Source organism: Lysobacter silvisoli, assembly GCF_003382365.1.
In the GTDB taxonomy this organism is placed as follows: Bacteria; Pseudomonadota; Gammaproteobacteria; order Xanthomonadales; family Xanthomonadaceae; genus Lysobacter; species Lysobacter silvisoli.
In genome coordinates this window covers 515,240-527,291 of the sequence record NZ_QTSU01000003.1, presented here as the reverse complement: position 1 = coordinate 527,291, position 12,052 = coordinate 515,240, and the positions used below count along the sequence as shown (strand labels likewise).

Sequence of the window (12,052 nt, the reverse complement as noted above, 5' to 3'; positions counted from 1 at the left end):
GGTTTCGCGCCCGAAACGAGTTCTAGCTGTTTCAGGAGCGTTACAGGGCAGGGAGAGGGGACTGATGGATCGGTCGTACCCGCAGCACAACGCAGTCAGCCGGGGCTTGGCCCGGGCGGGCGCGCCATGAGCGTGGCCGCGACCGCGCCCGATGCGCTGGTCGCGCTGTCGGCGCGCATCGGCGCCGATCCGCTGCTGGTGCAAGGCGGCGGCGGCAATACCTCGTGCAAGCGCGACGGCACCTTGTGGGTCAAGGCCTCGGGCACCTGGCTCGCGCAGGCGCGCGAGCGCGACATCTTCGTCCCGCTGCCGCTGGAAGCGGTGCGCGCCGCGCTGCAGCATCAGGACGGCGAGGCGCGTTTGACCCAGCTGGCCGATCCGCGCGCGCTGCGCCCGTCCATCGAAACCTCGTTGCACGCGCTGCTGCCGCACGCGGTGGTCGCGCACGTGCACGCGGTGAACACCATCGCGTGGGCGGTGCGCGCGGACGCGCGGGCGCGGCTGGATGCCCTGTTGAGCGACATGAATTGGGCTTGGGTGCCGTACCGGCGCCCCGGCTATCCGCTGACCCAGGCCGTGCGCGAGGCGCTGTCGCAGCGCGCGGCCGACGTGCTGGTGCTGGCCAACCATGGCCTGGTCGTGGGCGCGGCCGATTGTGCCGGCGCCGATGCCTTGCTGGCCGAGGTCGAACGGCGGCTGGCGCTGCCGCAACGCGGCGCCGCGGGCGCCGATCTTGCGCGTTTGCGCGCAGTCAACGACCTGAATTGGGAACGTCCCAGCGACGAATCCGTAGATGCGCTGGCCACCGACGCGGTGGCGCTGGCGATCGCGCGCGAAGGCGCGCTCTACCCCGATCACGCCGTGTTCCTGGGCGCGCGCGCGGCCGTGGTCGAGCCCGGCGACACGCTGTCGGCCGCGGTCGCGCGCGCCGGCATCGGCGACACCGCACCGGTTTACGCGCTGGTGCGCGGCGCCGGCGTGCTGGTCGCGCCGGGCCTGTCGGCGGGCGCGCAGGCGATGCTGCACTGCCTGGCTCTGGTCGCGCTGCGCCTGCGCGGCGACGAAGTGCTGTCCTACCTGGGCGACGAGGACGTGGCCGCGCTGGCGGGCTGGGAGGCCGAGGCCTACCGCCGCGCGCTGGCGCGCTCGCAACAGGCGCGCCCCGAACACCCGCAACCCGAACACTAACCCCGCAACGACAGGTGCCACGGAAGGAAGCATGCAGATCGTCGTCCCCATGTCCGGCTTCGGAGAGCGCTTCCGCCGCGCGGGCTACACCGTGCCCAAGCCGCTGATCGAAGTGGACGGCAAGCCGATCATCGCCCACGTGGTGGACCTGTTCCCCGGCGAGACCGACTTCGTCTTCGTCTGCAACCGCGACCATCTGGCCCGGGCCGAATACCGCATGCAGGAGCAGTTGGAGCGCTACTGTCCCAGCGGTCACGTGCTGGCGATCGAACCGCACAAGCTGGGGCCGGTGCACGCCGCGCTGCAGGCGGCCGACCTGCTCGATCCCGAGCGCCCCACCATCGTCAACTACTGCGACTTCAGCTGCGTCTGGGACTACCGCGACTTCAAGGCGTCCGTGGCCGAGAGCGGCGTGGACGGCGCGATCCCCTGCTACACCGGCTTCCACCCGCACATGCTGGGTTCGACCAACTACGCCTACGTGCGCAACGACGGCGCGCGCGTGCTCGACATCCAGGAAAAGCGGCCCTGGACCGACCAGCCCTGGCGCGAGTACGCCTCCAGCGGCAGCTATTACTTCCGCAGCGCGGCGCTGATGCTCGACGCCTTCCGCCGCACCGTCGCGCGCCCGGACCTGAGCCTGGGCGGCGAGTACTACGCGAGCCTGGCCTACAAGCCGCTGCTCGAGGACGGCATGAACGTGTCGGTCTACGAACTGGCGCACTTCATGCAGTGGGGCACGCCGCAGGACCTGGAGGAATACCGCTACTGGTCCGACGCCTTCCGCGGCCTGGCCGATCCGGCGCGCGCGCAGGACGCGCCGCGCCAACGCGGCGCAGTGATGGTGCCGATGGCCGGCCTGGGCTCGCGCTACGCCGACGCCGGCTACCGCGAGCCCAAGCCCTTGGTGCCGGTGTCGGGCGAACCGATGGCGGTGCAGGCCGCGCGCGACCTGCCGCAGCCGGCGCAGCGCGTGTTCGTGCTGCGTCGCGATCTGGCCGACGCCGCGCGCATCGCCGACGCGCTGCGCGAGCGCTTCCCCGGCTGCGCCCTGGTCGAACTCGACGGCGTCACCGACGGCCAGGCGCGCACCTGCCTGCTCGGCCTGGAAGGGCTGGACCTGGACCAACCCCTGACCATCGGCGCCTGCGACAACGGCGCGGTCTACGACGGCGCGGCGCTGGCCGCGCTGCTGGCCGACGAGGACGTGGACGTGGTGGTCTGGACCGCGCGCGGCTATCCCGGCGCGGCGCGGCGGCCGGCGCATTACGGCTGGATCGACGAGGTCGACGGCCGGGTGCTGTCGGTGTCGGTGAAGCAGCCGCTGTCCGATCCCGCACGCGACCCGATCGTGATCGGCGCCTTCAGCTTCCGCCGCGGCGCCGACTTCGCCGCCGCCGCGCAGGCGCTGATCGCGCGCGAGGGCCGGGTCAACGGCGAGTACTACGTCGACAGCTGCATCAACGACGCCATCGCCGCCGGCCTCAACGTGCGCAGCTTCGAGGTCTCGCAATACCTGTGCTGGGGCACGCCCGACGATCTGCGCACGTTCGAATACTGGCAGTCCTGCCTGCACAAGTGGGACAGCCATCCCTACCGGCTGGAGCGCGATGCGCGGGTGCCGGCCCAGGCGCGCGCGGCCCTGGCCGAGCGCTACCGCCTGCGCCCGCCGCAACGCTACCGCCTTCCCGTCCTGGCCTGATCGCGCGACCGCGCCGCCCGTTGGAGATCCGCCCCATGGTTTTGCCCAGCACCTACTTCCCCACGCACGAGGAAAACCGCTTTGCGCGCGAAGGCGAAGTCGGCTTGGCGCGCGAGTTCTTCCTCAAGCACCGCCCGCGCAACCTGGAATACCTGCTGCGCAACCGCTACGACTGGATGAACGCCTACCTCAAGCCGGGCCAGCGCGTGGTCGAATTCGGCGCCGGCTCGGGCTTCAGCAAGGAGTTCATCCGCCACGACAACTTCCGCATCACCGATGTGGAGCCGCGGCCGTGGATCGACGACGTCGCCGACGCCATGGACCCGCCCTACCCGGATGGCTCCATCGACGTGGCGGTGTTCAGCCACATGATCCACCACCTGCCCAGCCCGGTGCAGTTCTTCGAGGTCATGCAGCGCAAACTCGCGCCCGGCGGGCTGATCCTGATCCAGGATCTCAACACCTGCTTCCTGCTGCGCCTGGCGCTGCGCGCGATGCGCCACGAGGGCTGGTCCTACGACATCGACGTGTTCGACGAGAACGTGGTGGCCAACGACCCGCGCGACCCCTGGTCGGCCAACTGCGCGATTCCGTTGCTGCTGTTCCGCGACGAGGACGCGTTCCGCCGCCGCCTGCCGGGCTTGGCGATCGAACGCAACGAACTCAACGAGTGCTTCGTGTTCCTGGTCTCCGGCGGCGTGGTGGTGCAGGCCAAGACCGTCGAGCTGCCGCGCTGGATGCTGCGCGCGATCGATGCCACCGACCGCGCCCTGGTCAAGCTGATGCCTTCGGTGTTCGCGATGGGCCGCTCGGTCGTGCTGAGGAAGATCGAAACGCCGTGACCATGTCCTTGCGCCTGTCCCTGGTGATCCCCTGCTACAACGAAGCCCGCAACCTGCCCTTGCTGGTGGCGCGGCTGCGCGAGTGCTTCGTGCGCGACGACGTCGAAGCCATCCTGGTCGACAACGGCTCCACCGACGACAGTCCGGCGGTGCTGGCGCAGCTGCTCGATGGCGCCACGCGCATCCGCAGCGTGCGGGTCGAGCGCAACCAGGGCTACGGCTACGGCATCCTCGCCGGCCTGCGCGCCGCGCGCGGCCTGATCGTGGGCTGGACCCACGCCGATATGCAGACCGACCCGGCCGACGCGCTGGAAGGCTTGGCGCTGTTCGACGGCGCCGATCCCTCGACCCTGTTCGTCAAAGGCCGCCGCTATGGACGGCCCGCGGCCGACGTGGCCTTCACCGTGGGCATGTCGCTGTTCGAAACCGCGCTGTTGCGCCGGCGCCTGTGGGACATCAACGCCCAGCCCACCCTGTTTCCGCGCGCGTTCTTCGAGCGCTGGCGCGATCCGCCGCACGATTTCTCGCTGGACCTGTACGCCTACTACCAGGCACGCCGCGACGGCCTGCAGGTGCGCCGCTTCCCGGTGCGCTTCGGACAGCGCGCGCACGGCGTTTCGCACTGGAACGTGAACTGGCGCGCCAAGGCGCGCTTCATCCGCCGCACCGTGGACTTCAGCCTGCGCCTGCGCAAAGACCTCTCCCACTCCGCATGATCATCGTCCGCCACCGCCGCAACACCCGCGAACAGCTGCGCGAAACCTCGACCGACTACGGCATCGAACTGGACATCCGCAGCCGCGGCGACGCGCTGATCGTGCACCACGACCCCTTCGCCGAGGGCGAGCGGCTGGAGGACTGGCTGCGCGACTACCGCCACCGCCTGCTGATCCTCAACGTCAAGGAAGAGGGCCTGGAAGACCGGCTGATCGCGCTGATGCGCGCCTACGGCATCGAGGACTGGTTCTTCCTCGACCAGTCCTTCCCGTTCCTGGTACGCACCGCCAACCGCGGCGAGCCGCGCTGCGCGGTGCGCGTATCGGAATTCGAATCCATCGACACCGCGCTGGCCCTGGCCGGGCGCGTGCGCTGGGTGTGGGTGGACTGCTTCACCCGCTTCCCGCTGGACCGCGACCAGGCCGACCGCCTGCATGCGGCCGGTTTCCGCCTGTGCCTGGTGTCGCCGGAACTGCAGGGCCGCACCGCCGCCGACAGCATTCCCGCACTGCGCGCGCAGCTCGCGCGCGAGGGCATCGTCGCCGATGCGGTGTGCACCAAGGAGACCGCGCTTTGGCGCTGACCCCGCCCCGCCCCTGGCAGGACCCGATGCTGCGCCTGCCGGCGTTCCGCGTCGGCCTGCTGCTGCGCCTGGCCCTGATCGTGCTGCTGGTGCCCAAGATCCAACAGGAGTGGTTCCTGCCGTTCCTCGATCACGCCATCGGCACGCCCAGCCTGGACCCGTGGTCTAGCTTCCTCGCCGCCGGCGGCAGCGCATTGGCCTATCCCTACGGGCCGGTGATGCTGCTCGCGCACCTGCCCGGCGCGTTGCTGGGTTGGCTGGCCGACGCCGCCACCGGCGGCCACGCTTTCCTCGGCATCGGCTTTCGCCTGGGCCTGCTCGGCGCCGACCTGGCCTGCCTGTTGCTGCTGCGCCGCCTGCTGCCCAGCGACCGCCCGCGCCTGCTGCTGTGGCTGTACTGGTGGTCGCCGATCGTGCTGTTCGTGACCTACTGGAACGGCCAGACCGACCTGGTGCCGATCGCGCTGCTGCTGGGCGCGCTGCTGTTGCTGCGCCGCGATCGCGCCGCGGCCAGCGGCGGCGTACTGGGCTTGGCGCTCGCGGCCAAGCTCAGCATGGCCCTGGCCGCGCCGTTCATGGCGATCTACCTGTGGCGCAACAAGCGCCTGCGCTCGATGCTGCCGCCGTTCGCGGCCGCCTGCGCCGTGGTCGCCGCCGCGCTGACCCTGCCCTGGACCGCCTCGCAGGGCTTCATGAGCATGGTGCTGGGCTCGCGCGAATTCGGCCGCGTGTTCGATCTGGCCCTGCCGGTGGGCGAGGAACTCAAGCTCTACCTCACCCCCACCCTGTACCTGCTCGCCGCCTACGCCGCGTGGCGTTTCCGCCGCATCAGTTTCGAATTGCTCATCGCCAGCACCGGTCTCTCGTTCTTCCTGGTGGTGCTGGGCACGCCGGCACCGCCGGGCTGGTACCTGTGGCTGGTGCCGTTCCTGGTCGCGCACCAGCTGCAGGGCGACCGCAGCGCGCGCGTGCTCGCCGGCGGCTTCTCGTTGCTGCTGATCGCCATGCACGTGTTCATTTCCAGCGGCGCCACCGCGCCGTTGCTGGGCTGGAACCCGGCACCGGCCGTGGCCGCGGTAGCCGCGCGCATCGACCCGCACGTGCATTCGCTGTGGATGACCCTGGTGGTGGCTTCGGGGCTGGTGCTGATCGTGCAGATGCTGCGCGAGCGCATCGCCCGCAACGACTACTACCGCATCGCGCAGAAGCCGCTGGTGCTGGGCATCGCCGGCGACTCGGGTTCGGGCAAGGACACCCTCAGCCGCGCCCTGGCCGGCATGTTCGGCGAGCACTCGGTGGTGCACGTGTCCGGCGACGACTACCACATCTGGGACCGCTACGCGCCGATGTGGAAGGGCCTGACCCATCTGAACCCGCGCGCCAACGACCTGCAGCGCTTCAACGACGACGTGCTCGCGCTGATGGACGGCAAGGCCATCGTCTGCCGCCGCTACGACCACGGCGCCGGCCGCTTCGAGGCGCCCAGCCTGCTGCCCAAGAACGACGTGATCATCGCCTCGGGCCTGCACGCGCTGCACTTCCCGCGCCTGCGCCGGCGCTACGACGTGAGCGTGTACCTGGACGTGGACGAGCGCCTGCGCCGGGCCTGGAAGATCCACCGCGACGTGCACCAGCGCGGCCATTCGCTGGAAACCGTATCGGGTTCGCTGCAGCGGCGCGCGCCGGATTCGCAGCGCTACATCCATCCGCAGAAGGCTGCGGCCAGCCTGGTGCTGAGCCTGCAGCCGGTCAACGCGCAGCAGCTCGAACGCCTGGAATCGCCCGAACACGCGCGGCTGAAGCTGGTCGCGCTGATCCGCAACGGCAGCTACCACGAGCGCGTGGCGCGCATCCTCATCGGCGTGTGCGGCCTGCACCTGGACGTGCAGCTGGCCGAGGACTCCGGCGAGGTGGAGATGAGCATCGAAGGCGACGTCGCCGCCGAGGACATCGCCCTGGCCGCGCGCAGCCTGGCGCCGGGCCTGCAGGAAATGCTGGACGTCCGCCCGGCCTGGGAGGACGGCATGAGCGGGATCATGCAGTTGCTGGTCCTGGTGCAGATCGAAGAAGCCCTGAAGAACCGAATCCAATGAGCCTCTCATTCCATACCGCCGACCTGTCCCTGCGCGCGCCGCAGGCGATCATCTTCGACACCGACAACACGCTCTACGCCTACGGCCATCCGCATGCGCAGGCCACCGCCGCCGCCGAGGAAAAGGCGGTGCGGTTGCTGGGCTGCCAGGTCGACGACGTGCGCCGCGCGTTCGCGCAGGCGCGCCAGGAGGTCAAGCAGCGCCTGGGCCGCACCGCCAGCTCGCACAGCCGCCTGCTGTATTTCCAGCGCGGCATCGAGCTGCTGGGGCGCAAGACCCAGCTGGTGATCACCCTGGACCTGGAGCAGACCTACTGGCGCACCTTCCTGGCCCATTGCGAGCTGTTCCCCGGCGTGCGCGAGTTGCTGATGACCCTGCGCAACCGCGGCATCGGCACGGCGATCATCACCGACCTGACCTCGCAGATCCAATTCCGCAAGATCATCTACTTCGGCCTGGACGACTGCTTCGACTACGTGGTGACCTCCGAGGAAGCCGGCGCGGACAAGCCGCAGGAAGCGCCGTTCCAGCTGGCCATCGACAAGCTCGGCATCGACCCGGCGCAGATCTGGATGATCGGCGACGACCCGGCCAGCGACATCGCCGGCGCACGCCGCTTCGGCATCACCACCCTGCTGCGCGTGGACCGCGCGCGCAACGGCAACGGCCGCGACGTCGCTCCGGACCTGGAGTTCGACGATTTCGAGGAACTCAACCGCTATCTGTTCTCGGGCAAGGTCGAAGGCTGGGCGCGGCAGTGATCGCGCGCCGCCTTCGACTCTCACGGAGCCGTAACGCATGAACCCTGCCGCCGCACCCTCGCTGGAACGCTGGACCATCGCCGCCTTGTTGTCGCTGCTGCTGGCGATGCTGCCGGCGGTGGCCGCGGTCGCGCTGCTGTCCATGGCGCACCTGCAGCTGCCGCACGCACCGCTGTGGACCTTGGGCCTGAGCCTTGTGCTGGGCCTGCTCGCCTGTCCCTGGCTGGCCAGGCGCCTGCCCTCGGACTGGGACGGCGCCGCGCGCGCGCATCCGGGCCTGAGCGCGCTGTGGCTGTTGCTGGCGCTGGCCGCGATCGCGCGCACCGCCGGCGTGGCCTTGTTCATGGTCGACGCGCAGCAGGCGCAGGCCTCGGCCTACTGGTTCGACGAGTTCTACGTGCGCCACAACTGCTTCTCCGGCATGTGGAAGGCCGCCAGCCTGGCCGCGCAGGGCGTGGAGAACGTCTACGACCCCGAGCACTACACCGGCATGGAAGGCCGCTTCAAGCTCGACGACTTCCTGTACCTGCCGCAGTTCCTGATCCTGCCGCGCGCGGGCCTGGCCCTCGGCGCGGATTTCCTGCCGCTGCGCGCGCTGTGGTTCGCGCTGGAAGGCGCGCTGCTCGCGTTCGGCGTGTTCGCGCTGGCGCGCTGGATCGGCGGCGCCGCCGGCCGCCGTCTGGCGCTGCTGCTGCCGGTGCTGTGGCTGAGCACGCCGGTGCTGCTGACCTTGCAGCTGGGCAACTTCCAGATCGCCGCGATCGCGATGTCGCTGCTGGCGATGATGCTGTTCTGGCGCCAACGCCCGGTGCTGGGCGGCGCGCTGCTGGGCTTCGCCGTGTTCAAGCTGTTTCCCGGCCTGCTCGGCCTGTACCTGCTGGCCGCGCGGCGCTGGCGCGAAGCGGCCTGGACCATCGCCTTCGCCGCGCTGTACAGCCTGATCGCGCTGGCCTGGCTGGGCTGGGCGCCGTACCAGGCCTTCTTCGACTTCCAGGCGCCGCGCATCCTCAGCAACGAATCCTGGGCCTTCCTGTGGCTGGACGGCCTGGAGCCGGTGGTGGCGATCAACGATTCCGTGCCCGGCCTGGTGCTCAAGCTGGATCTGCTGGGCGTGCCCGGCATGACCCCGGCGGCGGAGAAGGCAGTGTCCTGGGTCTGGACCCTGGCGGTGTTCGCGCTGGCGATCCTGAGCGCGCGCCGCGCGCCGCGCATGTCGCGGCTGGAACTGGTCGGCGCCTGGCTGGCGCTGCTGGCCCTGGCCGCCTACCGCAGCCCCTTCGTGCCCGACCACAACGGCCTGTTCGCGCCGATCTGGCTGTGGGCGCTGATCGCCGCCGGCGCGCGCCTGTCGCCGCGCAATCTGCTGTTGCTGGCCATGGGCTGGCTGGCGCTGACCGCGGTGCTGCCGTTCGGCGGCCTGCCCATGCCCGAACTGATCGGCCGCCTGACCCTGTCCACGCTCAGCCAGTTCGTGGCCCTGGGCTTGTGCCTGTGGGTGTTGCTGCGGCAGCCGCGCGGCGAAGCGCCGCCGCGGCCGTTGCCGACGTCGGCCACGCCGACCTTGGCGATGGGCTGACACGCAAAAAACAGCGGCGGCCGTCGCGGCCGCCGCTGCGTCGATCAGGAACTCACGCTCACGCGCCACAGCTGCGGCGCCAGCGGCTGCCAGTCGATCTCCACCGGCAGGAACTTCTCGATCAGGCGCGCATTGCTGCTCAGGTGCTCGCTGATCGTGGTGGTGGTGAACTCGCCGCCGCCGGCCAGGGCCATCGGCAGCAACAGCTGATCGGCCAGGTGCTCGCTGGCGTAGGCGGTCGAATCCAGATACGCCGCGGCCTGTGCCGCCACGTTCTCGGCGACGCGTTCGGCCAGCATGCCGCGCTCGCCGTAACCGGCGAAGGTCTCCTCGTGCGCGTCATGGCGCACCCGCACCAGCACCGCGTTGCCGGGGCCCACCGGCGCGCGCACCGGCTCCAGCTTCAACGCGTCCTCGCCCAGGCCCAGCCGTTCGCCCAGCACAGCCAGCTCGCGCCGGCCGATGCCGGCCGCCAGCGCCGACAGCAGGGCGACGCCCTCCACGCCCACGCGTTCGCCGCGCTCGTTCAAGACGATGGAGCGCAGCTGCGACGGCGCCACGTCCGCGTGCAGCACGCCGCCGCCGGCCGGGTAGAAGCCATGGCGCTGCAAACGCAGGCTGGCCTGCACGCCCAGCTTGCGCAGCGAGGGCAGGTAGGTGTCGGCGATGAAGTCCGCGCTGGGCGCCATCGGATTGTGGGTGCCGCCTTCCAGCAGCAGGCGCGACGGCGTAGCGCAGCGCCACAGCGCCGGCAGCAGGGTTTGCAGCACCAGGGTGGTGGAGCCGGCGGTGCCGGTGGCGAAGCGGTATTCGCCCGCCGTCACCGTGCCCGGCTCGAAGCGCAGCGACATCGCGCCCAGCTGCGCGCCGTCGACGTAGGCGCGGCCGATCTCGGCCGCCGCCAGCACCGCGGTCAGATGCTGGCGCATTAACCCCGGGCGCGAGCGCTGGGCGCGGATGCGCTGCATGCTGAAACCGATGCCGGTGCACAGGCTCAGGCTCAGCGCGCTGCGCAGCAACTGCCCGCCGCCGGCCTGCCCGTCTATTTCGATCATGTCCATCTTCATGTGTCCGTCAATGCAGCGGGCGCGGCCGAGGCCGCGCCCGTTCCTTTCCTCGTTGTGTCCGCGTTGCCGCAGGTCTGCGTCAACCCTTGACGCAGACCACCTGGCGCAGCGTATGCACGATCTCGACCAGGTCGCTCTGCGCGGCCATCACCGCCTCGATCGGCTTGTACGCAGCGGGCGACTCGTCGACCACGTCCGCGTCCTTGCGGCACTCCACGTGCGCGGTGGCCTTGACGTGCTCGTCCAGGCTGATGCGCTTGCGCGCCTCGGTGCGGCTCATCACGCGGCCCGCGCCGTGGCTGCAGCTGTGGAAGCTGTCGGCATTGCCCAGGCCGCGCACGATGAAGCTCTTGGCGCCCATGCTGCCCGGAATGATGCCGAGCTCGCCCGCGCGCGCGCTCACCGCGCCCTTGCGCGTGACCAGCACGTCCTTGCCGTAGTGGTGCTCGCGGTTGACGTAGTTGTGGTGGCAGTTCACCGCCTCGGCCGCCGCTTCGAAGGGCTTATCGATGACCTTGCGCACGGCCGCGACCACATGCCCCATCATGATCTCACGGTTCATGCGCGCGTAACGCTGCGCCCAGTCCACCGCGAACACGTAATCGGCGTAGTGCTGGCTGCCCTCGGGCAGGTAAGCCAGGTCCTGATCGGGCAGGTTGATCATCCAGCGGCGCATCTCCTGCTTGGCCAACTCGATGAAGTGCGTGCCGATCGCGTTGCCCACGCCGCGCGAACCGCTGTGCAGCATGAACCACACGCGCTGCTCCTCGTCCAGGCAGACCTCGACGAAGTGGTTGCCCGTACCCAGGGTTCCCAGATGGTTGAGGTTGTTGGTGTTCTTCAGGCGCGGGTGACGCTCGCAGATGCGCTGGAAGTCGCCGACCAGTTGCGACCAGCCCTCGATCGAACGCTCGGGCGGGTTCTGCCAAGCGCCCTTGTCGCGCAGGCCGCGGCCGGCGGTGCGGCCGTGCGGCACCGCGCGCTCGATCGCGCTGCGGACCTCGCCGAGATTGTCGGGCAGGTCGCTGGCGGTCAGCGTGGTGCGCGCGGCGATCATGCCGCAGCCGATGTCCACGCCCACCGCCGCCGGCACCACCGCGCCGATGGTCGGCACCACCGAGCCCACGGTCGCGCCCTTGCCCAGGTGCACGTCGGGCATCACCGAAATCCAGCGGTGGATGAAGGGCAGCTTGGCGATGTTCTGCAGCTGCTTGCGCGCCTCGTCTTCCAGCGGCACGCCGCGGGTCCACAGCTTGATCGGAACCGAACCGGGGTCTTGGATGACGTCGTAGTTATGCGTGGTCATGGTGCTTGCTCTGCGTTAGGTGGCCGGGACCCGGCGTTGCGCGTCCCGGCCGTCGGCCCGGCTGGCCCCATTGCCAGCCGGGCGTTGCGCCGGCCCGGCCCTGAGGGCCCGTTGCCGGCGGGGCGCTTTGTGTTTGCCCCGAGTTGCTTAGAGCAACCTCCGTGCCAAGTTCGGCCGATGCAGCCATCTTATTGTTACTAAAGGAAAATAACCCTAC

10 protein-coding genes are annotated in these 12,052 nt (G+C 70.2%); 8 read left to right on the top strand and 2 right to left on the bottom strand.

Translation table 11 applies throughout. From position 1 onward, the window contains the following. The first annotated feature begins 126 nt into the window (after window positions 1–126). Genes DX914_RS17375 through DX914_RS17340 form a run of 8 tightly spaced genes read left to right on the top strand, consistent with a single transcriptional unit; the run spans window position 127 to window position 9,462 of the window. Window positions 127–1,188 carry a class II aldolase/adducin family protein gene (locus DX914_RS17375; RefSeq protein ID WP_115861071.1) on the top strand — a complete coding sequence of 354 codons (1,062 nt, stop codon included), beginning with the start codon at window positions 127–129 and terminating at the stop codon, window positions 1,186–1,188. 31 nt (window positions 1,189–1,219) lie between these two features. Beyond that, complete coding sequence (locus DX914_RS17370) at window positions 1,220–2,890, top strand: NTP transferase domain-containing protein (protein ID WP_115861069.1); 1,671 nt, start codon at window positions 1,220–1,222, stop codon at window positions 2,888–2,890. A gap of 35 nt (window positions 2,891–2,925) precedes the next feature. Next, window positions 2,926–3,732 carry a class I SAM-dependent methyltransferase gene (locus tag DX914_RS17365; protein WP_115861067.1) on the top strand — a complete coding sequence of 269 codons (807 nt, stop codon included), beginning with the start codon at window positions 2,926–2,928 and terminating at the stop codon, window positions 3,730–3,732. A gap of 2 nt (window positions 3,733–3,734) precedes the next feature. Then, complete coding sequence (locus DX914_RS17360) at window positions 3,735–4,448, top strand: glycosyltransferase family 2 protein (RefSeq protein WP_115861065.1); 714 nt, start codon at window positions 3,735–3,737, stop codon at window positions 4,446–4,448. Beyond that, complete coding sequence (locus DX914_RS17355) at window positions 4,445–5,032, top strand: phosphatidylinositol-specific phospholipase C/glycerophosphodiester phosphodiesterase family protein (protein ID WP_115861063.1); 588 nt, start codon at window positions 4,445–4,447, stop codon at window positions 5,030–5,032. The genes DX914_RS17360 and DX914_RS17355 overlap by 4 nt, the downstream gene beginning before the upstream one ends. Continuing rightward, entirely contained in the window at window positions 5,023–7,125 is a 2,103-nt protein-coding gene (locus tag DX914_RS17350) for a hypothetical protein (protein ID WP_115861061.1), read from the top strand. Before DX914_RS17355 ends, DX914_RS17350 begins: the two co-directional genes overlap by 10 nt. After that, a complete protein-coding gene (locus DX914_RS17345) occupies window positions 7,122–7,886 on the top strand; it encodes an HAD family hydrolase (protein WP_115861059.1) in 765 nt (254 codons plus the stop codon). The genes DX914_RS17350 and DX914_RS17345 overlap by 4 nt, the downstream gene beginning before the upstream one ends. A 37-nt stretch (window positions 7,887–7,923) precedes the next feature. Next, window positions 7,924–9,462, top strand: a complete 1,539-nt coding sequence (locus DX914_RS17340; RefSeq protein WP_115861057.1) for a glycosyltransferase family 87 protein — start codon at window positions 7,924–7,926, stop codon at window positions 9,460–9,462. A 44-nt stretch (window positions 9,463–9,506) separates the two neighbouring features. Here DX914_RS17340 and rtcA read toward each other — a convergent pair whose 3' ends face one another. Then, on the bottom strand, window positions 9,507–10,529 hold the full coding sequence (rtcA, locus tag DX914_RS17335; RefSeq protein WP_231118313.1) for an RNA 3'-terminal phosphate cyclase: 1,023 nt from the start codon (window positions 10,527–10,529) through the stop codon (window positions 9,507–9,509). Between the two features lie 79 nt (window positions 10,530–10,608). Further along, window positions 10,609–11,835: an RtcB family protein gene (locus DX914_RS17330; RefSeq protein WP_115861055.1), complete on the bottom strand. Its 1,227-nt coding sequence runs from the start codon at window positions 11,833–11,835 to the stop codon at window positions 10,609–10,611. Between the last annotated feature and the right edge of the window lie 217 nt (window positions 11,836–12,052).

Excerpts from the sequence above, each read along its gene's own strand:
- DX914_RS17375 (WP_115861071.1), top strand. The coding sequence starts at position 127 with ATGAGCGTGGCCGCGACCGCGCCCGATGCGCTGGTCGCGCTGTCGGCG.
- DX914_RS17370 (WP_115861069.1), top strand. The coding sequence starts at position 1,220 with ATGCAGATCGTCGTCCCCATGTCCGGCTTCGGAGAGCGCTTCCGCCGC.
- DX914_RS17365 (WP_115861067.1), top strand. The coding sequence starts at position 2,926 with ATGGTTTTGCCCAGCACCTACTTCCCCACGCACGAGGAAAACCGCTTT.
- DX914_RS17360 (WP_115861065.1), top strand. The coding sequence starts at position 3,735 with ATGTCCTTGCGCCTGTCCCTGGTGATCCCCTGCTACAACGAAGCCCGC.
- DX914_RS17355 (WP_115861063.1), top strand. The coding sequence starts at position 4,445 with ATGATCATCGTCCGCCACCGCCGCAACACCCGCGAACAGCTGCGCGAA.
- DX914_RS17345 (WP_115861059.1), top strand. The coding sequence starts at position 7,122 with ATGAGCCTCTCATTCCATACCGCCGACCTGTCCCTGCGCGCGCCGCAG.
- DX914_RS17340 (WP_115861057.1), top strand. The coding sequence starts at position 7,924 with ATGAACCCTGCCGCCGCACCCTCGCTGGAACGCTGGACCATCGCCGCC.
- rtcA (WP_231118313.1), bottom strand. The coding sequence starts at position 10,529 with ATGAAGATGGACATGATCGAAATAGACGGGCAGGCCGGCGGCGGGCAG.
- DX914_RS17330 (WP_115861055.1), bottom strand. The coding sequence starts at position 11,835 with ATGACCACGCATAACTACGACGTCATCCAAGACCCCGGTTCGGTTCCG.